At 61.0% G+C, this 23,503-nt stretch carries 23 protein-coding genes; 9 read left to right on the top strand and 14 right to left on the bottom strand.

Features of this window, described 5'->3' with window-relative positions:
• Window positions 1-2: 2 nt before the first annotated feature.
• Window positions 3-212, top strand: a complete 210-nt coding sequence (locus PQQ51_RS16000) for a DUF6434 domain-containing protein (RefSeq protein ID WP_408497761.1) — start codon at window positions 3-5, stop codon at window positions 210-212.
• Window positions 213-227: 15 nt separating this feature from the next.
• Here the strand turns inward: PQQ51_RS16000 and cuyB are convergent, their stop codons facing one another.
• The 9 genes from cuyB to oxlT form a co-directional block, all read right to left on the bottom strand.
• Window positions 228-1,700: a cysteate racemase gene (gene cuyB, locus PQQ51_RS15995; protein ID WP_408497760.1), complete on the bottom strand. Its 1,473-nt coding sequence runs from the start codon at window positions 1,698-1,700 to the stop codon at window positions 228-230.
• Entirely contained in the window at window positions 1,697-2,974 is a 1,278-nt protein-coding gene (locus PQQ51_RS15990) for a dicarboxylate/amino acid:cation symporter (RefSeq protein WP_408497759.1), read from the bottom strand. The genes cuyB and PQQ51_RS15990 overlap by 4 nt, the downstream gene beginning before the upstream one ends.
• A 186-nt stretch (window positions 2,975-3,160) precedes the next feature.
• Window positions 3,161-4,069, bottom strand: coding sequence for a LysR substrate-binding domain-containing protein (locus PQQ51_RS15985; RefSeq protein ID WP_408497758.1), 909 nt, complete (start codon window positions 4,067-4,069; stop codon window positions 3,161-3,163).
• A gap of 57 nt (window positions 4,070-4,126) precedes the next feature.
• Window positions 4,127-4,441 (bottom strand): helicase, encoded by a 315-nt coding sequence (locus PQQ51_RS15980; RefSeq protein ID WP_408497757.1) that lies wholly within the window; start codon window positions 4,439-4,441, stop codon window positions 4,127-4,129.
• Window positions 4,442-4,517: 76 nt separating this feature from the next.
• Window positions 4,518-4,949, bottom strand: a complete 432-nt coding sequence (locus PQQ51_RS15975; RefSeq protein ID WP_408497756.1) for a PAS domain-containing protein — start codon at window positions 4,947-4,949, stop codon at window positions 4,518-4,520.
• A gap of 71 nt (window positions 4,950-5,020) precedes the next feature.
• The gene (gene frc / locus PQQ51_RS15970) at window positions 5,021-6,271 is read right to left on the bottom strand and encodes a formyl-CoA transferase (RefSeq protein WP_408497755.1); all 1,251 of its coding nucleotides are present in this window, start codon (window positions 6,269-6,271) and stop codon (window positions 5,021-5,023) included.
• 26 nt (window positions 6,272-6,297) lie between these two features.
• Entirely contained in the window at window positions 6,298-8,040 is a 1,743-nt protein-coding gene (gene oxc / locus PQQ51_RS15965; RefSeq protein ID WP_408497754.1) for an oxalyl-CoA decarboxylase, read from the bottom strand.
• A gap of 396 nt (window positions 8,041-8,436) precedes the next feature.
• Complete coding sequence (locus PQQ51_RS15960; protein WP_408497753.1) at window positions 8,437-9,153, bottom strand: GntR family transcriptional regulator; 717 nt, start codon at window positions 9,151-9,153, stop codon at window positions 8,437-8,439.
• 305 nt (window positions 9,154-9,458) lie between these two features.
• A complete protein-coding gene (oxlT, locus tag PQQ51_RS15955) occupies window positions 9,459-10,796 on the bottom strand; it encodes an oxalate/formate MFS antiporter (protein WP_408497752.1) in 1,338 nt (445 codons plus the stop codon).
• A 319-nt stretch (window positions 10,797-11,115) separates the two neighbouring features.
• Here oxlT and PQQ51_RS15950 point away from each other — a divergent pair, with 319 nt between their 5' ends.
• A complete protein-coding gene (locus PQQ51_RS15950) occupies window positions 11,116-12,084 on the top strand; it encodes a LysR family transcriptional regulator (RefSeq protein ID WP_408497751.1) in 969 nt (322 codons plus the stop codon).
• A 10-nt stretch (window positions 12,085-12,094) separates the two neighbouring features.
• Here the strand turns inward: PQQ51_RS15950 and PQQ51_RS15945 are convergent, their stop codons facing one another.
• Window positions 12,095-13,966: a hypothetical protein gene (locus PQQ51_RS15945; protein WP_408497750.1), complete on the bottom strand. Its 1,872-nt coding sequence runs from the start codon at window positions 13,964-13,966 to the stop codon at window positions 12,095-12,097.
• A gap of 333 nt (window positions 13,967-14,299) precedes the next feature.
• Here PQQ51_RS15945 and PQQ51_RS15940 point away from each other — a divergent pair, with 333 nt between their 5' ends.
• A complete protein-coding gene (locus PQQ51_RS15940) occupies window positions 14,300-14,677 on the top strand; it encodes a hypothetical protein (protein ID WP_408497749.1) in 378 nt (125 codons plus the stop codon).
• Window positions 14,678-14,689: 12 nt separating this feature from the next.
• Here the strand turns inward: PQQ51_RS15940 and PQQ51_RS15935 are convergent, their stop codons facing one another.
• The gene (locus tag PQQ51_RS15935) at window positions 14,690-15,613 is read right to left on the bottom strand and encodes a LysR family transcriptional regulator (protein WP_408497748.1); all 924 of its coding nucleotides are present in this window, start codon (window positions 15,611-15,613) and stop codon (window positions 14,690-14,692) included.
• A gap of 97 nt (window positions 15,614-15,710) precedes the next feature.
• On the opposite strand from PQQ51_RS15935, the gene PQQ51_RS15930 reads away from it, so the two are divergent.
• A complete protein-coding gene (locus PQQ51_RS15930) occupies window positions 15,711-16,877 on the top strand; it encodes a mandelate racemase/muconate lactonizing enzyme family protein (protein ID WP_408497747.1) in 1,167 nt (388 codons plus the stop codon).
• Window positions 16,878-16,965: 88 nt separating this feature from the next.
• On the opposite strand, the gene PQQ51_RS15925 is transcribed toward PQQ51_RS15930, so the two are convergent.
• Entirely contained in the window at window positions 16,966-17,259 is a 294-nt protein-coding gene (locus PQQ51_RS15925) for a DUF1330 domain-containing protein (protein ID WP_408497746.1), read from the bottom strand.
• 254 nt (window positions 17,260-17,513) lie between these two features.
• Between PQQ51_RS15925 and PQQ51_RS15920 the strand changes: the two genes are divergently transcribed.
• Window positions 17,514-18,686 carry a glycosyltransferase family 9 protein gene (locus tag PQQ51_RS15920; RefSeq protein ID WP_408497745.1) on the top strand — a complete coding sequence of 391 codons (1,173 nt, stop codon included), beginning with the start codon at window positions 17,514-17,516 and terminating at the stop codon, window positions 18,684-18,686.
• 78 nt (window positions 18,687-18,764) lie between these two features.
• Here the strand turns inward: PQQ51_RS15920 and PQQ51_RS15915 are convergent, their stop codons facing one another.
• Together PQQ51_RS15915 and PQQ51_RS15910 are read right to left on the bottom strand one after the other, a co-directional pair.
• Complete coding sequence (locus tag PQQ51_RS15915; RefSeq protein ID WP_408497744.1) at window positions 18,765-19,829, bottom strand: HoxN/HupN/NixA family nickel/cobalt transporter; 1,065 nt, start codon at window positions 19,827-19,829, stop codon at window positions 18,765-18,767.
• 202 nt (window positions 19,830-20,031) lie between these two features.
• A complete protein-coding gene (locus PQQ51_RS15910) occupies window positions 20,032-20,613 on the bottom strand; it encodes a thioredoxin family protein (protein WP_408497743.1) in 582 nt (193 codons plus the stop codon).
• Between the two features lie 176 nt (window positions 20,614-20,789).
• Here PQQ51_RS15910 and PQQ51_RS15905 point away from each other — a divergent pair, with 176 nt between their 5' ends.
• From PQQ51_RS15905 to PQQ51_RS15890, 4 genes are read left to right on the top strand one after another with little or no spacing between them, the layout of a single operon-like run.
• Entirely contained in the window at window positions 20,790-21,161 is a 372-nt protein-coding gene (locus PQQ51_RS15905) for a GFA family protein (RefSeq protein ID WP_408497742.1), read from the top strand.
• On the top strand, window positions 21,158-21,280 hold the full coding sequence (locus PQQ51_RS15900; protein WP_408497741.1) for a hypothetical protein: 123 nt from the start codon (window positions 21,158-21,160) through the stop codon (window positions 21,278-21,280). Before PQQ51_RS15905 ends, PQQ51_RS15900 begins: the two co-directional genes overlap by 4 nt.
• A gap of 7 nt (window positions 21,281-21,287) precedes the next feature.
• Window positions 21,288-22,028: a response regulator gene (locus PQQ51_RS15895; RefSeq protein ID WP_408497740.1), complete on the top strand. Its 741-nt coding sequence runs from the start codon at window positions 21,288-21,290 to the stop codon at window positions 22,026-22,028.
• A complete protein-coding gene (locus PQQ51_RS15890) occupies window positions 22,025-23,383 on the top strand; it encodes an ATP-binding protein (protein ID WP_408497739.1) in 1,359 nt (452 codons plus the stop codon). Before PQQ51_RS15895 ends, PQQ51_RS15890 begins: the two co-directional genes overlap by 4 nt.
• Window positions 23,384-23,503 lie beyond the last annotated feature (120 nt).

Raw genomic sequence — 23,503 nt, 5'->3', positions numbered from 1 at the left:
AAATGAGCTTCGATTGGCACGGCGCACAAATCACACGCGCAACCCTGGTCGACAAAGACTACAAAAATACGCAGAACGTGCGCCGCTTCTTAACGCTCGAATGCGGTCCTGATTTCAAATTCGATCGCGACTTCATCGCATGGATCAAAGACGGCGCATTCAAAACCATGGGCGACGTGGCCAATGAATGGTCACGTCGCCAACACAAATAAGCGGTACGTCCCCGCCTAATTCGCTGAAACAACAGCCGCGCGCGCATACTCGACACAGCGTCTCGCGAGAACATCCGTCGGATCGACAACGTTCACGACGCGACCGTTCGCACACGCTATAGTTTGCCCGGACAACAGCAGCGGCAATTCAGTGCAGCCTAGCAGAATGACCTCCACGCCCTGTTCTATCAGATCGTTCAGCGCGGCGTTGATATCGTCGAGGCATTCGCCCGACGTGAATCCCGCCTTCACGCCACGCGGACCATAAATCGCGCTCATGACCCGCTGTTGCAGATTCCCACCGGGCACGATCTGCCGCAAACCACGCGCTTCGAGCGCCTGCTGGTACACCGCGCTCGTGATCGTACCGGTCGTCGCCAGCAAGCCGACTTCGCGCAGCGTCGGAAACCGCGAGCGCACATAGTCGACGGTCACCGTCAGCATGTTGACGATCGGTACGTTCAGATACGGCTGGATCCGTTCGACAAACGCATGCGCGGTATTGCACGGAATCGCGATGATGTCCGCGTCGCCCGCCTCCAGCTTCTTGCATGTCGCGTACAAGGACACTGTCGGATCGGCGCCCTCGCCTATCAGGTTTTCAGTCCTGTCCGGAATCTGCGGATTCTGCTCGATCAATAGCTTGATGTGATCCTGGTCGCGAGCGGCAGGCGTACTACGCACGACTTTTTGCACGAAATCGACGGTGGCGGCCGGACCGACGCCACCCACCACGCCCACTTTGAAAACCCGGCCATGCCGCGCGTAATCGCCGGCCACCACGTATTGCGCGTAGACCTGATTCGATTCGATCAGCGGCACGTCAAGCGGACCGATCTGTTGCGCCACCAGGCCGATTTCCGTCAGGCCCGGCACGATCACCTCGGCGCCCTGCGCGATCAGATCCGCACAAGCCTCGCGCAACAGTTTCACCGGAATCTCGCCGAGGTTGCCGGTCTTGATTCCGTCTTCGCCATACACTGCGCGCGTAACCGGATCGATCTCGCCCGGCACGCACGAGCAGGGATACAGCACGTCGAATCCAGGCGCTGTGAAATAGCGCTCGAAAAGCCGTTCGCCGCGGATATAGTCCGACGTCAACACACCGATCCTGCGCGCGGCAGGAAACCGATGCCGCAGATGAATGCGCAGACCATCGAGCATGTCGACGATTTGCAGCGAAGAGTTCTCCTGCAATTCATCGATGAACGTATGGCTCAAAAAACACGGCAGCACGACGGTCGTGACGCCTCGCTTCTCGAAGTCGCGAATCGTATCGAAGATATAGAGCTTGCGTTCCGTGGTCGCGCCGCGAGACGCGCCCACATTTTTCAGCGGATGCTGCTCGAAAAGCACATCGAAATGCTCAGCGTCGCTCTGCGCCGGCGTCGCTTTCAGGAGCTTGAAAAACACATCCGCGCCGGCGAGCGCCCCAAGCCCGCCGACTACGCCAAACGAACGCCGGGACTGCAACTGCGTCACTGTCATTGCACTTCGCCCTGGAGTTGATCGAACTGTTGCGCGGCAGGCGCAGCGCTGCGCCGCGCTTCCCATTTGGCGATGACCGCGGTGGCCACGCTATTGCCGATCACATTGGTCATCGTGCGGCCCATGTCGAGAATCTGGTCGATTGCGAGCACCATGACCACGCCTTCTGCCGGCAGATGGAACAGCGGCGCGACCGCGGCCACCACTACGACCGAACCGCGCGGCACGCTCGCCATGCCTTTGCTGCTCAACATCAGCACCAGCAACATGAAGATCTGCTGCGACACCGGCATATCGATGCCGAATGCCTGTGCGATAAAAATCGCCGCGAACGACTGGTACATCATCGAGCCGTCGAGATTGAACGCATAGCCGAGCGGCAACGTGAACCCGACCACTTTCTTGTCGACGCCGAATTTTTCCAGTTGCTCGGTCAGCCGCGGATACGCGGCTTCGCTACTGGCCGTGGAAAATGCCAGCATCGCGGGCTCGCGAATCGCCTTGAGCAGCGCGCCCACCTGGCGGCCGAGAAACAGATAACCCACACCGACCAGCAACGCCCACAGCACGGCCAACCCAAGATAAAAAGAACCGATCAGCTTGCCGTAAGTGAGCAGCACGCCAAGGCCGCGCAGCGTCACGGCCGACGCGATCGCGCCGAACACACCGAACGGCGCGGCGCGCATCACGTAGTCGGTCAAACGGAGCATCACCGGCACGAGACCGTCGATCGCCTGAACCAACGCCATCACGCGCGGATCGTGTTTGAGCGCGCCCAACCCGAGGCCGAAGAATACGGAAAACACCAGTATCTGCAGGATGTCGTTACGCGCCATCGCATCGAGCAAACTGGTGGGAAACGCGTGAGTGAGAACATCCCTGAAGTTCAGCCCGGACGTGTTGAGGCCGGTGTTCACGTCGCCGGAACCCGCAACCATGTGCAGGCCCGCGCCCGGTTGCGTGAGATTGGCCAGCAGCAAACCCAACGCGAGCGAGGCCAGCGAAGCACAGACGAACCAGCCCATCGTGCGCAATCCGATACGGCCGACATCACGCCCGCTATCCATGCCGGCGAGCCCCGAGACCAGCGTGGCGAACACCAGCGGCGCGATGATCATTTTGATCAGACGCAAAAAGATATCGGTGACGATCGAAAAATAACCGGCGATAACTTTGGCTGCGGCGGGATCGGCGGCACTGCTGTGACACGCGTACCCCGCGGCCACGCCGAGCACCATGCCGACGGCGATATAAAGCGTCAGGCGGTTTTTCATGTTTATCCTTTTCTTCGTCGACTAGCCCAGGCGTTCTTCGGACGAACGCGTACCGCGCCCTTCTGTGTCGCCGGACAAAGAACGGCGCGCGAAAGACGTGAACGGATACTAGAGGCGAGAAAAATAAACGTGATGCGGGCTTGACATTGCGTTATGCGGCAGCCGCATAACGCCAATGGAGAAGTGTCAGCTCTCCACGCGAGATTCCAGATAGTCCCAGAGCGCCTTGACGAGCGGCATCTCGTTGGTGCGATCGCGATACAGCCGCAGTTGCAGATCGAGTTGCCAGGCCCGGCCGCCCGCGGGTATCAGCGAACCGTCGTTCAATTCCGTCTCGATCAGGCTTCTCGGCAACCACGCGACGCCCTCGCCGTTGAGCGCCAGCTTCTTGAGAACATCGGCCATGTCGGATTCGAAATGCGGACTCAGCACGGCTTGTTTGTCCGCGCGATGCAGCAGCAGGTTGAGGCAGCGGCCGAAATAGGTGGTCGCGCTATAGCCGATCAAAGGTATCGGATTAGCCGAGGTGCCGGGAAGCCTGAATCGCGGCGTCGAGCGCTGATTCGGCGTACAGACCGGCAGAAAGACATCGCGGCCAACCGTGAGATGCGGATAGCGCGCCGCGTCGAGATGCAGCGGCAACTCGGGGTGCTCGTAGGCCAGCATCAGCTCGCAGTTGCCGTTCACGAGCATCAGAATCGAATCGTGGACATTGGTCGGCACGATACGCACCCGCAATTCGCTGAACTGTTTCGGCAGCGAACGCAGCCAGTCCGGCACAAAGCCCACGGAAATCGCGTGACCGGCAGCAATCTGTAACCCGCTGCCCGCCATCCGCTGCTCGCTGCGGATGATCGCCCGCGTGTCGAACAGCTTGCCGAGCATGTCTTCGGCGGCTTCGCGAAACAGTCTGCCTGCGGGTGTCAGCGTGGGCGGATACGAACTCCGGTCGATCAATTCGGCGCCGATCCACTGTTCCAGCGCCTGAATCCGGCGGCTCAGCCCGGATTGCGTGACGTTGCGAACTTCAGCCGCCCGCGAAAAGCTCTGGTGCTGGGCGAGCGCGATGAAATCTTCGATCCACTTGACTTCCACTTTGGCTCCTCCCGGAACGGGCCAAGTTCGCGTCAGGGCTCCTGGCCGACAATCCGCTTACGCGTCTTTCAGCCAGGGCATCTCCACGGGCGACACGACCAGTTGCCGCGCGTCCCGTTTCAATTCGAAGATGAAGCCGACCAGAATCATCGAGTCGGCGTAGGGGATCGGGAATACATGGGGATTGTCGGCGGAACGCAGCGGATGCGCAGGCGTATCGGCGGTGCTCGCGGCGTTCGCGCGGACGCTTTCCAGCTCGTCGGCCATGGCCTGTCCGCTGACTTTCAGCACGCGGCTACGCAGGTCGCTGTAGGGTTCGATGCGCGCCCCGTCTTCGTTGTACTCGGGCACTTCGTAGATGAACCAGGACATGTGCGTCTCCTGAGAAAGGGCGGCCATTCTAGCAGGGGACGTATTTCGACACGCGGGTACACGCGTGTGGCGGGACTTACGCGCCCGCCGACGCCTCCAGTTCAGCCAGACGTTTGCGCAACGCACGCTCTTCCTGAAAGCGACTGGTTTCGTCGCGGATCACGGCGACAATGCCGGTCAGCTCGTTCTGCGGCGAATGGAGCAACGCGACCGTAAAAGCAATCGACAGCGCATTCCCGCTTTTATCTACTGCGGGAACCCGTAACACGTCGTTGCCATAACGGGTCTGGCCGGTCGCCATCGTCTTTTGATAGCCGTCCCAATGACGGCCGCGCAAGCGCTCTGGAATGATCAGATCGAGCGACTGGCCTAGCGCCTCGCTCTGCGTAAAACCAAACATGCGCTCGGCTGCGGGATTCCACAGTGTGATGTTGCCACCCGCATCGGAAATGATCACCGCGTCGCCGATCGCGTTGACGAGTTGCTCGAAATCGATTGCTTCCTGCATCGCGCTCTCCGGAAGTAACAATCACGAATCGGATACGGCGCCGCCATCAGCGCCGTATCCGCGAGTACGAATCAGACCGCCTTGACCTCGTGCAGGTTGAAAATCTCCTGCTTGCTGTAGCCGAGGCTCGCGAGTACTTCGTCCGTATGTTCGCCGAGCAGCGGCGACGCGGTGACTTCCGGCTTCAGGTCCGAGAACTTGATCGGGCTGCCGACCGTCAGATACGTACCGCGTTTCTTGTGCGGCACTTCGACGATCGTGCCGCTAGCGCGCAACGACGGATCGTTGGCCAGTTCTTTCATCGTCAGCACCGGCGCGCACGGAATGTCGAACTTGCGCAGGATGTCGACCGCTTCGAACTTGGTCTTATCGGCGAGCCACGCTTCGATCGTGCCGAAGATCTCGAAGATATGCGGTTGACGCGCCTGCGCCGTCTTGTACGCGGGATCGTCGATCCATTCGGGTTTGCCGAGCGCCTTGCAGATCGGCTCCCACGCATGGCCCTGAATCGTGAAGTAGATGTACGCGTTCGGGTCCGTTTCCCAACCCTTGCACTTCAGCACCCACCCCGGCTGACCGCCGCCGCCCGCATTGCCGCCGCGCGGCACCACGTCGCTGAATTCGCCGTGCGGATATTGCGGATACTCCTCGAGATAGCCGACACGTTCCAGCCGCTGCTGATCGCGCAGTTTCACGCGGCACAGATTCAGCACGCTATCCTGCATCGACACGGCGACTTTCTGACCCTTGCCGGTTTTGTCTCGGCCGATCAATGCGGTCAGAATGCCGATCGCCAGATGCATGCCGGTGTTGCTGTCGCCGAGCGCCGCAGCGCTGATAGTCGGCGGACCGTCCCAGAAACCCGTAGTGGATGCCGCGCCGCCCGCGCATTGTGCGACGTTTTCGTAGACCTTCAGGTCGTCGTAGTGATGGCCGTCGCTGAAACCCTTTACCGACGCGACGATCATCTTCGGATTGAGTTCGTTCAGCCGCTCCCACGAAAAACCCATCCGATCCAGCGCGCCCGGACCGAAGTTCTCCACCAGCACGTCGGATTCGCGAATCAGCTTCTCGAGTACTTCCTTGCCTTCGGGCTTCTTGGTGTCCAGCGTCAGCGACTTCTTGTTGCTGTTGAGCATCGTGAAGTAAAGCGCGTCGGCGTCGGGAATGTCGCGCAACTGATTGCGCGTGACGTCGCCCGAGCCCGGTCGTTCAACCTTGATCACGTCGGCGCCGAACCACGCAAGCAACTGGGTGCACGCAGGGCCCGCCTGAACATGGGTGAAGTCGATGATCTTGATGCCTTCGAGTGGTTTGCTCACTTTGGTATCTCCGTGGTTGCTCTGGATCACTTTTTCATCGCCGCGCTTTGCGGATTCAGATTGGTCAGGCGGCCGCTTTCGGTGCCCGCCGCTTCGTCGATTACGGCATTGATCAGGGTCGGCTTGCCCGATGCAATCGCTTCGAGCAGCGCGCTGGTCAATTCCTCCGGCGTGGTCGCGTGACGGCCGATGCCGCCGAACGCTTCGATCATCTTGTCGTAGCGCGCGCCCTTGACGAACACGGTCGGCGCGACGTCTTTGCCGCCCGTCGGGTTCACGTCGGTGCCGCGATACACGCCGTTGTTGTTGAACACGATCGTGCACACCGGCAAGTCGTAGCGGCAGATGGTTTCGAGTTCCATCCCGCTGAAGCCGAACGCGCTGTCGCCTTCGATCGCGACAACCGGTTTGCCGCTCGTCACTGCCGCGCCGATCGCGAAGCCCATGCCGATACCCATGATTCCCCACGTACCGGAATCGAAGCGTTTGCGCGGCTCAACCATGTCGATGATGCTGCGCGCGTAGTCGAGCGTATTCGCGCCTTCATTGACGACGTTGATGTCGGGGCGCGTCTTCAGCACATCGCGGATCGCCCGCAACGCGCTGTGGAAATTCATCGGCGACGGGTTCTTGTCGAGCGTCGCGGCCATCTTCGCGAGGTTCTTGCTCTTGCGCTCGGCAATCGCGCCGGTCCACTCGGCGTTCGGCTTCGTGTACGTCGCGTCGAGCCCGGCACGCAGCGCCGCGACACACGAGCCGATGTCGCCGATCACCGGCGCGGCAATCGCGACGTTGCTGTCGATCTCGGTCGGCGAAATGTCCACCTGCACGAAGCGCTTCGGTTCCGCGCCCCACGTCTTGCCCTTGCCATGCGACAGCAGCCAGTTCAGACGCGCGCCGATCAGCACGACGACGTCCGCCTCCTGCAACACGAACGAGCGCGCCGCCGACGCCGACTGTTCGTGCGTATCGGGCAGCAAGCCCTTGGCCATTGACATCGGCAGATACGGAATGCCGCTTTGCTCGACGAACGCGCGAATCTCGGCGTCGGCCTGCGCATAGGCCGCGCCCTTGCCGAGCAGAATCAGCGGACGCTTTGCGCTCTTCAGCACGTCGATCGCGCGCTTGACCGAGTCCGGCGCGGGCAACTGCTGCGGCGCCGCGTCGACTACTTTGACCAGCGACTGCTGCGCTTTCACCGCGTCCAGCGTTTGTGCGAGCAGTTTGGCGGGCAAGTCCAGATAGACGCCGCCAGGACGACCCGACACCGCGGCACGAATCGCGCGCGCCACGCCGATGCCGATATCTTCGGCATGCAGCACGCGGTACGCGGCCTTCGCGTACGGTTTGGCCGCATTCAGCTGATCCATTTCCTCGTAATCGCCCTGCTGCAGATCGACGATCTCGCGCTCGCTCGAGCCGCTGATCAGGATCATCGGAAAGCAATTGGTGGTCGCGTTGGCAAGTGCCGTCAGGCCGTTCAGGAAGCCCGGTGCCGACACCGTCAGGCAGATGCCCGGCTTCTTCGTCATGTAGCCGGCGATCGCCGCCGCGTTGCCCGCGTGCTGTTCGTGGCGAAAGCCGATAAAGCGCATTCCTTCGGCCTGGGCGAGCCGCGCGAGGTCCGTGATCGGAATGCCGACCAGTCCGAAGATGGTGTGGATGTCGTTCAGTTTCAGTGCATCGATGACGAGGTGAAATCCGTCGGTCGTTTCGCTCGCCTGCTGTTTCAAGGTCTCTTCTGCTGCGGTGCTGTCAGCTTCTGCCATGACGTCTCTCCTCCGTGGCCGGGCGTTGTGTGATTCGTGATATACAATATTCCACACACAGTATTAGTCAAGCGTCATTTTTGAAGTGCTGAGGTTTGCTGCATTGCACTTCGTCGCGGCGGTCGGCATTTAAAGCGAAGGCAGGTTCAAATGTTTGCGTCGCACAAGGGGCGCGTAGCGGTTGAACTGAGTCGATCGCGGTTTTTTTGATCACGACTCTCGTGAGTAGCGAGCGCAAAAAAGTACTCCGCCAGCAGGAAAACGCGTTTGCGAAGGACAATAAAAAAGCACTGCAACGCTCCACGCGTTGCAGTGCTGATTCATTCTTATGACGCATGCAGGCCGGCTTTCTCCTTCTCGAGAAAACTCACGTCGCGCTACATGACTATCTGCCGCTCAGTCGAGAAAGTCGCAATTGGCTTCGACAAAAGCCGCCAGCGCAAGCGAATGCTCTCGCACGAGACTTTCCACGAGTTCTGTATCGCGCCGCTCCAGCGCTTCGATAATGCGCATGTGATCGACAATCGAGCGCGATGCCCGGTCGCTTTGCGAGATCGTCATCTTGCGAATCGCGCGGACGTGTACGAACAGATTCTTCATCGTATCGAGCAGAATTCGCGATTGCGACAATTGCACGATCGATTGATGAAACGCGATGTTCGCTTCCGAATACTCGTCGATGTGCTCAGCCGGCGTGGTATCGCGGAAGTTGTCGAACATGCGTCTCAGCGCGTCGATCTCGGCGTCCGACGCGCGCTGCGTCGCAAGGCGCGCCGCCATGCTTTCGAGCGCGGCCCACATGTGAATCATGTCGACGATTTCTTTCTTCGTTTTGCGCTGGATGTAGATACCGCGGCGCGGCACCGTGCGTAGAAACCCTTCCTGCTCGAGTAACGTCATCGCTTCCCGAACCGGCGTACGGCTGACGCCGAGCGCTTCCGTCAGTTCTTTTTCGTCGAGCCGGATTTCTTCACGCGAGCGATAGATGTCGGCCTCGGCGATCGCCTGTTTCAGTTTGGCGTACGCCTGGTCGCGCAGCGAAGCCGTTGCGCTGATCGGCACGAGCGTCAATGACGGCGCCACGGAAAAAACATCGGTTTGCGTATCAGCCATTGACTGTGCTTCCCGGTTTGAGAGGACTCGTTGAGGGCCACGCGGAGGTCACAAAATATATTCAATACCATATATCACATACACATATTCGTCCAGTTAGTGTAATCCGCTATCATCGCGGACGCGGGTATACCGCGCACCATTCGCGCTACTTCTATATGAAGGGAAGTGGAAAACGCAGAAAACGACCTGGGCGGCGCGCCACAGGTCGCAAGTCACGAGAGCGCGCCGTCGAACGCGGCGCGTGGATTGTGTTGCCGCCGCGGCAGCTTATCCCGCGACGGCAAGTCAGTTGGCTCGTCAGTTCATTCGGAGGGCCCGCCCGACGCCGGACGCAACCGCGCTTCGGCCACCACCCCGCCGCCGACCGGCACCGCGACCGTGTTCTCGATCCAGCGCTTTCGCATCGGCGCGAGCACGAACTTCGCGCACACCGCTGCCGCGATCGAGACCACCGCCGCCGAGATAAACACCGTCCCCCACCCGCCATTCGCCGACAGCACTGACGCTATCGGCACGAGCATCGAAGCGGTCCCCTTCGCGGTGTAGAGCGTGCCCGCATTGGCCGCCGCATATTTGCTGCCGAAGGTGTCCGCGCAAGTCGCCGGAAAGATCGAGAAGATCTCGCCCCAGCACAGGAACACAGCCGCCGCGAAGAACATGAACGCGTACGGATTGTGGCCGAACTGCATCAAGCCGAGCAACGCGACGCCCTCGCCGAGAAAGATCATGAACATCGTGTTTTCGCGGCCGATACGGTCCGACAGAAAACCGCACAACGGACGCGTGAAGCCGTTGCACAGATTGTCGATCGACAAGGCCATCGTCAACAGCGGCAGCGTGATGCCCATCAGGCTCACCGGCAATGTCTCGAAACCGAATTCCTTCGCGATCGGCCCGAGTTGGGCAGTCGCGATAATGCCGCCGGCCGCGACGAACACGAACATCAGATACAGCACCCAGAAAAGGGGCGAACGGATCATCTGGCCTGGCGTGTAGTCGATCTTGGTGGCAACGACGCGCTTCGCCGCAACAGCGGTAACGGGAGGCTTCGGCCGGATCAGCAGGGTGGCGAGCAGCAGAATGCAGACGCCCTGAAAAATGCCGAAGAACATGAACGTGTATTCATAACCCGAGCGCTGGATCATGTTGGCGATCGGAATCACGGTCACGGCCGCGCCGGCGCCGAAACCCGCGGCGGTCAAACCGGCGGCGAGGCCGCGCTTGTCCGGAAACCATTTGAGTGCGGTGCCGACGCAAGTGCCGTACACGCAACCCGCGCCGATGCCGGCGATCACCGCCGCGACGTAGAGCGCGACGAGGCTGCCGGCATGCGCATCGATGATCCAGCCGAGCGCCGCGCACAACGAGCCGCCGATCACGACCGGCCGTGGCCCGAATTTATCGACGAGCCATCCTTCCACGGGAACAAGCCACGTTTCGGTCACGATGAAAATGGTGAACGCGGTCTGAATCGCCGCCTGTCCCCAGTGGTGCGCATGGTCCATTGGTACGACGAACAGCGTCCACGCGTATTGCAGATTCGCAACCAGTCCCATGCAGACGATGCCGATCGCTAGCTGCACCCACCGGTTATGTATGAACGGCGTACTGCCGCCCTTGGCCGCATTGGAATAGCCCATGTCTTACGTCTCCTGGAATCTCCGTCGCGCTCGAGCGGCACGTTGGACTTACGTATTCGAGAATCGCTTTACCGCCAGCAGATATGCTGCAGTGAAGCGGCCATGGTCGGCCAGCGGGGTTTGCATCAACGTGCTAAAGCACACGCGCACTAACGAAAACCCTTAGTTCGCGATTCGCGCGACGACTGAATAAAGTAGTTGCGCGAGCAGCGAGTCTGAGGGCATGCTGCGCGAGAACGGCAATCAGTGAAAGTTAAAACATTTTATGGTTTGTATTAGGCATCCCTAATATATGGTTTGCCCTTACTGGGTACGGTCCATGAGAAATGCCACGCTGCGTCAACTGAAGATCTTCGAAACGGTGGCCCGTCACCTGAGTTTCTCACGGGCCGCCGACGAACTCTATCTCACGCAGCCCGCCGTCTCCACTCAGCTGAAACAGCTAGAAGAGCATGCAGGTCTGGCGCTCTTCGAGCAGCTCGGCAAAAAAATCTATCTGACGCCCGCAGGCTCGGAGATGCTGCACTACGCACGTTCGATCATCGACCAGTTCCGCGAAATGGATGGTGCGATGGACCGCTTGCAGGGCATTGCGGGCGGTCAGTTGAATGTCGCGGTGATTAGCGCCGGCGACTATTTCTTTCCGCGTCTGCTAGGCGAATTCGCGCGCCGCAACCAAGGCGTGCGGCTCAATCTCGCGGTGCACAATCGCGAGGAACTGCTGCACCAGTTGGCGCACAACCTGACCGACCTTGCGATCATGGTGCGCCCGCCACGCGATCTCGACACGCTCAACGAATCGTTCGCCCCGCATCCGTATGTGATCGTCGCTCCGCCGCTGCATCCGCTCGTCGGCAAAAAGCGCATCTCGCTCGCGACGCTCAGCAAGGAGCCGTTTATCGTCCGCGAGAAGGGTTCGGACACGTGGCATTCGATGCAGGAGAGTTTCGCGGGCGGCATCGGCCGGCTCAATGTGGCGATGGAGATTCGCAGCACCGAAACGATCAAACAGGCGGTGATTGCCGGCATGGGCATCGCCTTTCTGTCCGCGCATACGATCAGCCTCGAATTACAGGTCGGTAATCTCGCTGTGCTGGACGTGGCCGGTTTTCCAGCGATGCTCGACTGGTATGTGGTGCATCGCAAGAACAAGCGTCTACCTCCCGCTGCGCTCGCGTTCAAGGAGTTTCTGATCCGCGAAGGCGCTGCGCAGATCGCGGCGATCACTCATATCGATGCCGATCTGCTGCGTGGGCGGGATAAATGGGCTGAGAAAGCGCAGGTTTAGTACGGCGCCCTCACGGAAGCGCACCCGAAGCGTCCCTGCTGGCCAGCAATGCGATCAGGCTTGCGTTCTGGTTCGCCTTGAGTTCTTTCGTTATCTGACCAAGCGCGTGTCGCTGCCGGTCAAAGAACTCACGGGGACTACGCATGGTCGGATGGCGGTGGAATGCGTCAAGGAACGCGGACAAGACCGTCTTCAGGTAAAACTCGAGGTTCGCACACAGCAACGTCGCATCGACCACGCGCTGCGCGCTATGCACAATGTCGCAGCGGGCTCGATAAATTCGCTGAACATGCCAGCGCAGCCTCCGTTCGTGATTGTTCAGCGCATCGAGGATCCGATGGTGGGTTGAAATCATGGCGAGAAATCGCCTGGTACGGAACCAGATAAAAGGGTGCGTACTACACGCAGCTTCTATCGCACGCTTCATGGCGGGGTCCTGCAAGACGTTGTAGAACGCCGATAACTTCATGCTGCCCAATTCCAGCGGCTCACCCGCGGCGTCGCGCAGATCGATCTTGAGATCAACCAATGCCGAGCGCAGCGCCGTGAGGTGCTTAGGCAGATAGGACATTGCCACTGTCGGCGCCAGAGAGTTTTCAACACCCTCGCCGATGCCTCCTCCACCGCCAATGCCTTTGACGAGGAATTCCACGGCGGTCCACCAGTTAACCAGCTTGTTCTCGAAATTTGACGTCTCGGCACCGACCCGATACAGCCTGAATGTCGAATAGATGCGATCCTTCGCGTCCGCTGAAAGCGTCCCGCTGCCAACCAGTTCCTGCAGACGGCGCATGAACTCCTCCAACTGCTCAGCGGTAAGTGACGAATCGGGATTGGGAACCGTGCCCGGCAATGGCAGCAGCATATGCCGGCCTTCCTTGGCCAACAGGAAGCTGTTGGAAAGTTGGACGTTCTTCCGCTCATAGTCATAGCGGACGACATCAAGGACCTGCCCGATCCGATCACCCGCGACCGAACCGGCTATCCGCCCGTCCTGCGCGTACGCAGTCGTTGTAGCGAACAGTCGGCCTCCGCTAGCCGACGCAAACCGGCGGACATAGTTGCTTGACTTCGGGCCGATCTCGGGAGGCTGCATGCTGAACTCGATGTCGCCCACACGAGCAGGAAAGTAATCAGGCTTACTGACGTTGCTGATCGAAAACGTGACCCGGTATGGCTTCGGCTGTGAACCAAGCCGCTGGAACACCTCACCAAGAGCTTCACTGAAGACATATGCCGACGTTTCAGCCACCTTCTCAACGTTGGGCAACAACATCAGGCGGTACAACATGAACAGAGACTCAAAGCTCCAGCCCCGGTTAATCAGGGTGCTCAACAAGGTCGACGTCACCTTCTCGATTTCACCGAGTTTTGACTCGATGTTCTCAAGTTCGGGGGAGGCTTCCTGTACAGACAATTCATGTTCCAACCATGACACGCAACGGGCGATGAAATGGTCGTCGAGCGCCTTTTCCAATTCCCGTCCGAAAGCGTCGATCAGCGAATGATGTCTTGCGACCGCCGCGCCCCAAGCTTTTAGCACTTTCGATTCATCCGCGTCCTGACCGCTTTGCTTTGGCCGAGCTTCGGTCAGAATGGAAATGAGGTGGCCAGCAGACACTCGAAATACCTCATCCGACATGATGATATGGTCAGAGAGGATTTCTACCGCTTCGGCAGTGACCCGACCCACATCGCCTTCATTTGCGTGTCCACCCTCAACCATCCGAAGCAGTTCCCGCAGAATGTTCAGCGGGTTCATGGCTCGCACACGGAACGCATCCAGTGATGCTTCATGCACAAGGTTGAACCAGCACTCGCAAAAGAAATGCTGACGCGCTGTGAGGCCGTGCTGCTGCACGATCCGCTGATCAATCCGCATCGACTTGCCGCTAGAAATGAAAGCGGTTATTCTAGCGGCTCAGTCGGCTGACAGTAGCTGGCAACGGAAAAAAGGGGTCAGGGCTTGTTGGCCTGGACGTGTTCCGCAGCATTCTCCGCCCCGCCTATGTAACGGCCCGCTCAGACAGCGGGCCGTTTTTTTTCCTAGTCAGGATGCAGTTGCCCCCGGTTTCGCCCGTCTCGTTTTCATCGCAAGCGGCCTTGGCGCCCACGCATAAACAAAACACTATCGTTTTTCACAATAACTTTAACTGTCGCTTATTTGTGGCCGCTTCTATTCTTGGTCCATGCCATCTGCCTGAAGGAGACGACCATGAACCCCACACAAGCCGACGCCCACGATGCCGAAATCCACGCGCAACTGTGCGCGTACAACGCCGCATTCGACGAACTCGGTCTGCGCTTTCGCTGGGACGCCTACACGTTGGTGTCGCTCGCCGCGATCGACGGCGAGCAGGCGCGAGTGGCCGCGTACATCGAAACACATCACGCGCATTTGCTGAACGCGTATAGCGCCGAATTTCTAAGCCAGGCCATTCTCGAGAAGAAGAGCGCGCGCTATCCGGCGTGTCTGACGTTGCGTGTCGAGAGTGCGCCGCCACCGCTTCAAACGGCGCGTGCCGCGCATCAGAACGCGAGATCCGATCTCATGCGCTACGACGGGGAACTGCCGGCACTCGCAGGTATTTAAGCGCTGCCGATATCATGACGCGGCATGCACGCCAACGGCAGCGGCCGCGTTAAACCGCTCGACGAGAAAATCGATGAACGCCCTCGCCCGCGCGGACTGATTCCGCTTGTTCGGGTAGTAGACGAACAGGTCCGCCGACGGCTGCACGAATTCCGGCAGCACGACGCGCAGCCTGCCGCTTTCCAGGTACTTCGCGAGATCCCATTCCGAGCGGATCAGGATGCCGTGGCCGTCGAGCGCCCAGCCGAGAACGATATCGCCATCGTTGCTCGACAGCATCCCGCGCACCTTGATCGCTTCGTTACGACCTTTGTGCGTCAGGCGCCAGATTCCATAAGCATCGTCGTTCTGACGATGAACGATGCACTGGTGATCCGCCAGGTCGGCCAGGCTACGAGGCGTGCCGTGCTGCTCCAGATAGCGCGGCGAGGCGCACAGAAACCGGCGATTCGACATCACCCGTCGTGCGTTGAGCCGCTTGTCGGGGAGCGAGCCGAAACGGATCGCCAGATCAACCCCGCTTTCCACGAGATCGATCGGCCGGTCGGTGACATCGAGTTGCACTTCGACATGCGGATAACGCTTCGCAAACTCGGAGACGAGCGGCGCGATCGTCGTGCGGCCGAAGCCCAGCGTCGCATTCACACGCAACAAACCGCGCGGCGCCGAACGGCTCGACGACACCGCCTCTTCCATTTCCCGAATCTCAGCGAGGATCCGCGTGGCGTGATGCAGATAGGTCTCGCCTTCCGCGGTGAAGCTGATGCTGCGCGTGGTGCGGTTGACGAGCCGCACGCCGAGGCGCGCTTCCAGTTGCGCGAGCCGTTTGGTCGCCGCGGGCGGCGTCAGGTCGAGTTCGCGCGCGGCCGCGCTCAGATTGCCGTGACGTGCGAGCAGCACGAAAAACTGCAACTGCGAAGCGATATCAGTCTTCACCATAAGTTAATAAAGAAGTGATTTTCAGTGAATCATAACGCCATCTTTCGCGAATAACCTAGCGTCTCCTTCTACCGCGATGCCATCTGGAAACACCATGAGAATCGTCGAAATCCGCGAAAAGACCGTCCCGATCAGCTCGCCGATCCGCAATGCCTACATCGATTTCAGCAAGATGACGCTGAGCCTCGTCGCCGTCGTCACCGACGTGATCCGCGACGGCAAGCCGGTGATCGGCTATGGCTTCAACTCCAACGGCCGCTACGGCCAGGGCAAGCTGATGCGCGAACGTTTCATTCCGCGCCTTCTCGAAGCCGACCCGGCCACGCTCGTGAACGATGCCGGCGACAACCTCGATCCGCACAGGATCTGGGCCACGATGTTCACCAACGAAAAGCCGGGAGGCCACGGCGAACGTTCGGTCGCAATCGGCACGATCGATATGGCGATCTGGGACGCCGTCGCGAAGATCGAAGGCAAGCCGCTCTTCCAGTTGCTCGCCGGGCGCTACGGCAACGGTCAGCCCGACCGCAAGATTTTCGTGTACGCCGCGGGCGGCTATTACTACCCGGGCCAGGATCACGGCAAGCTCAAGGACGAGATGCGCAGCTATATCGACCGCGGCTATACGGTGGTGAAGAAGAAAATCGGTGGTGCGTCGCTCGACGAAGACCTGCGCCGCATCGATTCGATCCTGGGCGTTCTCGGCGACGGCCAGAAGCTTGCCGTCGATGCGAACGGCCGCTTCGATCTCGACACCGCCATCCGCTACGCGAAAGCGCTGTCGCAATACGATCTGTTCTGGTACGAAGAAGCAGGCGATCCGCTCGATTTCGAACTGCAAGCGACGCTGCGCAACTATTACGACAAGCCGATGGCGACCGGCGAAAACCTGTTCTCGATGCAGGACGCCCGCAACCTGATCCGCTACGGCGGCATGCGCGCCGACCGCGACTGGCTGCAATTCGACTGCGCGCTGAGTTATGGCCTCGTCGAATATCTGCGCACGCTCGACATGCTGCATCAGCACGGCTGGTCGCGCAGCCGCTGCATTCCGCATGGCGGTCATCAGATGTCGCTGAATATCGCGGCCGGTTTGGGACTCGGCGGCAACGAATCGTATCCGGATCTGTTCCAGCCGTATGGCGGGTTTCCTGACGGCGTCGCGGTCGAGAACGGGTACATCACGATGCCCGACCTGCCGGGGATCGGCTTCGAAGGCAAGGCCGATCTGTATGCGGAGATGCTGAAGCTGTCCGCTTGAGATGCCGCGTTCGTATCACGACGCGCGCGTGAGTCCGAACACAAGACATCGAGTGTGCCGGCCGTTCATGACCGGCACACCGTTCACATCATTCCGCGCCGCGAACGATGCGCAGATCACGGTCGGCGCCGTCGCCCAATGCCTTCAGCGCCTGCTGGTAGGCATCGCTTTCATAAGCGGCGACGGCTTCTTCGTAAGACGGAAACTCGATCACCACCGTGCGTTGCGTCAGGCCTTGTTCGCGCACTTCCTCGGCCGCGGTCCGCACGAGGAACTTGCCGCCGGAAGCGGCCACCGCGGGGGCCGCGATCTGCGCGTACGCTGCCAGCTTCGCCGGGTCCTTCACCTCACGGTACGCGGTCACCCAATATCCTTTGCTCATTCGAATCTCCTGGTTTGAAGCAAGAAAGCCCTTGCTGTGTCGAAAGCATTACTGCCGAAAACTACTCGCTGGAAACTGCTGCGGGAATTATGTCACGTGAAGGCATGCGTCGACGTTTCGAGCGAGCCGCACCCTTCACGCAGTGGCGGAATCGGCCAGCACGACCTCCACGGCTCTGTACGGACCGCCACAGACTCCGCGACAGCGGCCGGGCACAATCGGGGCGATGTCCTTCATCCCACGTCGGAGTCACAATGGGTTGGAAAAACCTGCTGATCGAAACGCCGGTCTGGGTGATGGGCCGCTTCTATCCGCCCCGCTTCGACCCGCATCGCGCGACGCCGCGCGAGATTCTGGTGCTGCGTCCGAACGACTTCGGCGAACTGCTCACCACCACGCCGCTTTTCGAAGCGCTGCGCAAACGCTTCCCGGCGACCCGCCTGATCGCCGGCGTCGGCAGTTGGGGGCGGCCGATTCTCGAGAACAATCCGTATATCGACGAAATCGTCGAAATCGATGCGCCCTGGAATAACAAACTGGTCGAAGACCGCTCGCATCGCAACGTGCTGCGCTTTCTGTGGCGCTCGCCGCAAGTCGCGGCGCTGCGTGCGCGCGGCGGTGTCGATGTCGGTATCGACGTGCTCGGCAGCTACATGGGCGCACTGCTGATGATGCGCGCGGGCGTGCGCTACCGGATCGGCGTGCGCGGCTATCGCGGCGGCTGGAGCGGCTGCCAGGCATACATCGACTTCGCGCGGCGTCAGTCTGGCCGCGCCGCGCTTGCGCAGGGAGAATTGCTCGGCGCAACGACATTGCCTGAAGCACGCCCGCAACTGTTCCTGACCGACGAAGAACGCGCCCATGCCGCGCAAATCTGGAAGACGCCGGTTGCGGGTCGCCGCACGCTACGCGTGCTGGTCGGTGTCGGCGCCGGGGTTCCGACCAAGGCGTGGGATGCCGGCCAGGTCGGCGCCGCGCTCGCGCGGGTCGCCCAGTCGTGGGAAGCAGAAGATGAGACCGGCGATATCGTGATCGTCGGTAGCGAGGCCGATCGGGCGCGCGCTGCCGAAGCGATCGCCGCAGCCGGACCGGCTGTGCCGGTGCGCTCGCTGGCGGGTGAATTGCCGATGCGCAGCGTATTCGCGCTCGCTGAAAATGCGGATCTGGTGCTGACGAATTCGTCGATGCTGATGCATGTCGCGGCCGCGTTTCGTCGTCCGACAGTGGCTGTGATCGGCGGCAGCATTACGCGGCCCGAAGTGCACGACGCGATCTGGGGCTATCCGCCGCCTTATCGAAGCGTCGCGCCCGAGCACTATGTGGCAGGCCAGCACGCGCGAAACTGGCCGGATGTCGAACGGGTCGTGCAAGCGATCTTGCAGACGCTCGGCGAGAAGCGCGTGGGTGTCGGCGCGGCGACGGATTAAAAGCTGCCCACTGCACGGTGTACGGCGGTGTACGGCCGCGCATGGCGACCAGACCGCCAGCGCCAAGCAAGCAATCAATCAAGCCTGCGTCGACCCCGCATCCATTTCGTCGAACCGCTTCCATTTGTAGAACGCCGCCGACACCAGCCAGCTCACGATAAACACGCCGACGATCACATATCCGATCACACCGAAATTGTCGTTGAGACTGCCGATCAGGTCCCAGAAGCGGCCGGTCAGTTGCAGTTTGTCCGCGACGAGACCCAGCCCCTCGATGCTGCCCACCAGCAACGCGACCACGACCGAAATCGTCGTGATGGTGATGTTGTAGTACAGCTTGCGGATCGGTTTGACGAAAGCCCAGCCATACGCGCCCAGCATCAGGATGCTGTCGGTGGTGTCGACCAGCGTCATCCCCGCGGTGAAAAGCACTGGAAACACCAGGATCGACCAGATCGGCATGCCTTGCGCGGCCCCAGCGGCGGAAATGCCGAGCAGGCCGACTTCGGTCGCGGTATCGAAACCCAGGCCGAACAGAAAGCCCAGAAAGTACATGTGCCAGCTTTGGGTGATCAGGCGGAACAGCGGCCGGAAAATGCGCGCGAGAAAGCCGCGGTCGGCAAGCAGCAAGTCGAAGTCTTCGTCCGCGTAAGGCTCGCCGCGCCGCACGCGCCGGAATGCGCGGATCACCGAGCGCAGGATCACCAGGTTCATCAGCGCGATCGCGAACAGGAAGAGCGTGGACACCACCGTGCCGATCAGGCCGCCGATTTCCTTGAAGCCGGCCATCCGGGTTTGCAACGCCATCGCGGTGGCCGCGATGCCCACCGAGGCCAGCACCACAATGGTCGAATGTCCGAGCGAGAACATCAGGCCGACCGTGATCGGCCGCTTGCCCGCCTGCATCAGCTTGCGCGTGACGTTGTCGATCGCGGCGATGTGGTCCGCGTCCACCGCGTGCCGCAGGCCGAACGAATAGGCCAGCAGGCTCGTACCCATCAGCAGCGGGTAATGGTGAAAGGCCGCGAACGCCCAGACCCACGCGCCGACGTTGAACGCGATCAGCAACAGATAAAGACCGCCGACTTTCTGGCGCAGATTGCCCTGTTCGTCGCCGAACAGGGCCTTGATGAGACCGGCCATCGAAACTCCCTGATAGATAAGGATGCATCGCGGCGGCGGAACGGCCCCGGCCACGTTACGGCCAAAGATAATACCTTTGCCAAAAAAATCACACCAAATCGCGTTCGTCCCAGACATAAACCCAGCGTGCTGAAACAACGCGTGGCATTGCTGTCAACGGCGGCAACAAAAGGGCTTGCACCGCGAACCTCGCTGCCACGATTCACGGCGTTTCCGCGAGCAACGCCTTGATCTTCGCCTCGGTCTGTTCGTAATCGCCTTCGCCGAAATGCGTATACGCCACGTGCCCCTTCTTGTCGACCAGATAGAACGCGGGCCAGTACTGGTTATCGTAAGCACTCCACGTCGCATAGCGGTTGTCCTGGGCGACCGGGAACGTAATGCCGAGGCGCTTGATCGCGCTGCTGACATTCGTCGTGCTGCGCTCGAACGGGTACTCCGGCGTATGCACGCCGACCACCGCCAGTCCCTGGTCCCTGTACTTCTGATCCCAGCTCTTCACGTACGGCAGCACGTGCAGGCAGTTGATACACGTATAGGTCCAGAAATCGACCAGCACGACCTTGCCGCGCAACTGCTGCATGGTCAGCGGATCGCTATTGAGCCATTTGTCGATGCCGGTGAATTCCGGCGCGACAGTGCTGTGATTGATCCGGCTTGACGCGGAACCGGCGTCGGCGTCCGCCAGCGGGTTGCCGACCAGACCGGAGAGGGCGGCGGCGCTGGCCGCCACGGTAGCCACGAGCAACGCGGCAGTAGTGACGATTTTGAGTCGGGAGATCATGACAGGCCTTCCTTTGATGAACATGGCCGTATTGGACCGCCCGCACGTATCTGGCTTGTGTCGCCGACGCGCCGCGGGTGCAATGTTTTGTGTCGCGCGGGCGTCCAGATACATTGCGATACAAAGCGTCGCGCGGACTGGGCTATAAAGCAGCCATTCCTATTGTGGAGAGCCGTATGAACACCGAAACGCTGCACGGGTCCTGCCATTGCGGCACCGTCAAATTCGAAGTCCGCACCGCCGTCGTTCCCGCCGAGCGCTGCAATTGCAGCCTGTGCCGCCGCAAGGGCGCGTTGATGACGCCGCCGTTCGCCGCCGGCGAGCTGACCATCTTGCAAGGCGAAGAAGCGCTGACGTTGTACCAGTTCAACACGCGCACCGCGAAGCACTACTTCTGCAAGCACTGCGGCATTTATCCGTTCCATCAGACGCGCAAGGACCCACGGCTGTGGCGGGTCAACATCGGTTGCCTGGAGGGTGTCGACCCGTATACGCTGGAGGCCGGCGTAGCCAATGGCGCCAGCTCGTCGGTCGTGGAGGACGCATGAAACGGCTGATGACGATTCTCGCCTTTCTGGCGGGCGGACTGGCTGCGGAACTGGCGCACCCGGTGCAGTGTTCATTGATCAACTCAGCCGGAGTGCGAGTCAATCGTCGAAAGGATTGAGTCATTGATGGAAAACACCGATCACGTGCTGATCGTCGACGACGATCGCGGCATCCGCGAACTGCTCGCCACCTATCTCGAGAAGAACGGCATGCGCGTGTCGCTGGCCGCGAACGGCCGGCAGATGCGCACGGTGCTGGAACAGGGCGCGCCGGATCTGATCGTGCTCGATCTGATGCTGCCCGGCGAAGACGGCCTCGTGTTGTGCCGCGAACTGCGCGCCGGCAAGTTCCGCGCGGTGCCGGTACTGATGCTGACCGCGCGCAGCGAAGAGACCGACCGGATCGTCGGACTGGAAATGGGCGCCGACGATTACCTGGCCAAACCGTTCGCCGTGCGTGAGTTGCTCGCGCGCATCCGCTCGGTGTTGCGCCGCGCGCGCATGCTGCCGCCCGGCATGCAGGTGACGGAGAGCGCGCCGATGATCGGCTTCGGCGATTGGCGGCTCGACACCACCGCGCGTCATCTGCTCGACGCGCAAGGCACGATGGTCGCGTTGAGCGGCGCCGAGTACCGCTTGCTGCGCGTGTTCCTCGATCATCCACAACGGGTGTTGACGCGCGATCAACTGCTCAATCTGACGCAAGGCCGCCAGGCCGACGCGTTCGACCGCTCGATCGATCTGCTGGTGAGCCGCTTGCGGCAGCGCCTGCAGGACACCGCCCGCGAACCGCGCTACATCAAGACATTGCGTAGCGAGGGCTACGTTTTCTCAGCAGCAGTGATCATGCTGGAAGGCGACTCATGAAAGCGAATGCAAATGCGCTGCTCAATTGGGATTGGCACTGGAACTGGCCGCGCACGCTCTTCGCGCGGCTCGCGCTGATCCTGTTCGTCAGTCTCGCGCTGGTGCAAACGCTGTCGGTCTGGCTCACCCGAACCGAGCGCGACCAGACCATGACCAACGTGATGATGGGTTACATCGAACGCGAGGTGACGAGCTCCGTCGCGCTGCTCGATCATTTGCCGGCCGACGAACGCGCCGCGTGGCTGCCGCGACTCGCGCGGCGCACTTATACGTTCGTTCTGAGCCCAGGCGTCGCCGGCGCGCCGCCGGATGCGAAGCTCTCGGAACGCGTCGCGCAATCCATCGCGGACGGCATCGGCAAACGCTATCCGCTCACGGCCAATGCGGTGCCGGGCGACCCGGACCGCTTGCAGGTTCATCTGCAATTGAGCGACGGCACGCCGCTCACGATCGACTATCACCCGATGCCGAACGCGCCGCTGTCGCCGTGGTTGTCGGTGGTGCTGGTGCTGCAACTGGTCGTGCTGGTCGCCTGCTGCTGGCTGGCCGTGCGCCTCGCCACGCGCCCGCTGAGCCAGCTCGCGCGCGCGGCCGACGCGCTCGGTCCCGACCTGAAGGCCGAGCGCCTGCCCGAAAACGGACCGGACGAAGTAGCACGCGCGGCGCGTGCATTCAACGCGATGCAGGAACGCATCAGGATGGTGATGACCGAGCGCTTGCAGATTCTTGCGGCGATCTCACACGATCTGCAAACGCCGATCACGCGGATGCGTTTGCGCGTCGACGTGATGGACGACAGCGCACAAGGCGCGCGGCTGCAACAGGACCTGCAGGAAATGGAAACGATGGTCAAGGAAGGCGTGACCTACGCGCGCACGATGCACGGCGCCAGTGAAGCGCCGTTGCGCATCGATCCGGACGCGCTGTTCGACAGCCTGGTCTTCGATTACGTCGATGCCGGCAAGGACGTCACGCTGCACGGGCGCATCGACGCGCCGTTGATCACGCGGCCTCAGGCATTGAAGCGGATCGTCGGCAATCTCGCCGATAACGCGCTGAAGTTCGGCGGCTCGGCCGAGATCCGCGTGGCCGCGGCGCCGGGCGGCGACGTGACGGTCGCGGTGCTCGATCGTGGGCCGGGGATTCCGGTGGAATCACTGAAAGCGGTGTTCGAACCGTTCTACCGGCTCGAAGGATCGCGCAATCGCGGAACCGGCGGCACCGGTCTGGGTCTCGCAATCGCGCGGCAACTCGCGCTGGCGATGGACGCCACACTGTCGCTGCATAACCGGCCCGACGGCGGCCTCGAAGCGCGGCTCGTGTTGAAGCGCGCGCAACCCACTCCTCATCCTTGAGTCGATTGCACAAACACCCGTTGTGTATCTCAATGTATCTGCGCCGTAGATAAATACATAACGTTTCACTGGCCCCTCTTTCCAGACACAAGCCAGATACGTCAGAGAGTTTTAATACTT

It is taken from the genome of Paraburkholderia xenovorans, from assembly GCF_046030735.1.
GTDB classification, from domain to species: domain Bacteria; phylum Pseudomonadota; class Gammaproteobacteria; order Burkholderiales; family Burkholderiaceae; genus Paraburkholderia; species Paraburkholderia xenovorans_A.
The sequence above is the reverse complement of the archived record's forward strand: the minus strand, read 5'-3'. Positions and strand labels throughout refer to the sequence as shown.

What these genes read in the sequence shown, in the direction of transcription:
- PQQ51_RS16000 (WP_408497761.1), top strand. Translation starts at nt 3, where the DNA reads ATGAGCTTCGATTGGCACGGCGCACAAATCACACGCGCAACCCTGGTC.
- PQQ51_RS15950 (WP_408497751.1), top strand. Translation starts at nt 11,116, where the DNA reads ATGAGAAATGCCACGCTGCGTCAACTGAAGATCTTCGAAACGGTGGCC.
- PQQ51_RS15940 (WP_408497749.1), top strand. Translation starts at nt 14,300, where the DNA reads ATGAACCCCACACAAGCCGACGCCCACGATGCCGAAATCCACGCGCAA.
- PQQ51_RS15990 (WP_408497759.1), bottom strand. Translation starts at nt 2,974, where the DNA reads ATGAAAAACCGCCTGACGCTTTATATCGCCGTCGGCATGGTGCTCGGC.
- PQQ51_RS15900 (WP_408497741.1), top strand. Translation starts at nt 21,158, where the DNA reads ATGAAACGGCTGATGACGATTCTCGCCTTTCTGGCGGGCGGACTGGCT.
- PQQ51_RS15960 (WP_408497753.1), bottom strand. Translation starts at nt 9,153, where the DNA reads ATGGCTGATACGCAAACCGATGTTTTTTCCGTGGCGCCGTCATTGACG.
- PQQ51_RS15920 (WP_408497745.1), top strand. Translation starts at nt 17,514, where the DNA reads ATGGGTTGGAAAAACCTGCTGATCGAAACGCCGGTCTGGGTGATGGGC.
- PQQ51_RS15905 (WP_408497742.1), top strand. Translation starts at nt 20,790, where the DNA reads ATGAACACCGAAACGCTGCACGGGTCCTGCCATTGCGGCACCGTCAAA.
- cuyB (WP_408497760.1), bottom strand. Translation starts at nt 1,700, where the DNA reads ATGACAGTGACGCAGTTGCAGTCCCGGCGTTCGTTTGGCGTAGTCGGC.
- PQQ51_RS15925 (WP_408497746.1), bottom strand. Translation starts at nt 17,259, where the DNA reads ATGAGCAAAGGATATTGGGTGACCGCGTACCGTGAGGTGAAGGACCCG.
- oxc (WP_408497754.1), bottom strand. Translation starts at nt 8,040, where the DNA reads ATGGCAGAAGCTGACAGCACCGCAGCAGAAGAGACCTTGAAACAGCAG.
- PQQ51_RS15915 (WP_408497744.1), bottom strand. Translation starts at nt 19,829, where the DNA reads ATGGCCGGTCTCATCAAGGCCCTGTTCGGCGACGAACAGGGCAATCTG.
- PQQ51_RS15980 (WP_408497757.1), bottom strand. Translation starts at nt 4,441, where the DNA reads ATGTCCTGGTTCATCTACGAAGTGCCCGAGTACAACGAAGACGGGGCG.
- PQQ51_RS15890 (WP_408497739.1), top strand. Translation starts at nt 22,025, where the DNA reads ATGAAAGCGAATGCAAATGCGCTGCTCAATTGGGATTGGCACTGGAAC.
- PQQ51_RS15895 (WP_408497740.1), top strand. Translation starts at nt 21,288, where the DNA reads ATGGAAAACACCGATCACGTGCTGATCGTCGACGACGATCGCGGCATC.
- PQQ51_RS15975 (WP_408497756.1), bottom strand. Translation starts at nt 4,949, where the DNA reads ATGCAGGAAGCAATCGATTTCGAGCAACTCGTCAACGCGATCGGCGAC.
- PQQ51_RS15910 (WP_408497743.1), bottom strand. Translation starts at nt 20,613, where the DNA reads ATGATCTCCCGACTCAAAATCGTCACTACTGCCGCGTTGCTCGTGGCT.
- PQQ51_RS15930 (WP_408497747.1), top strand. Translation starts at nt 15,711, where the DNA reads ATGAGAATCGTCGAAATCCGCGAAAAGACCGTCCCGATCAGCTCGCCG.
- oxlT (WP_408497752.1), bottom strand. Translation starts at nt 10,796, where the DNA reads ATGGGCTATTCCAATGCGGCCAAGGGCGGCAGTACGCCGTTCATACAT.
- PQQ51_RS15945 (WP_408497750.1), bottom strand. Translation starts at nt 13,966, where the DNA reads ATGCGGATTGATCAGCGGATCGTGCAGCAGCACGGCCTCACAGCGCGT.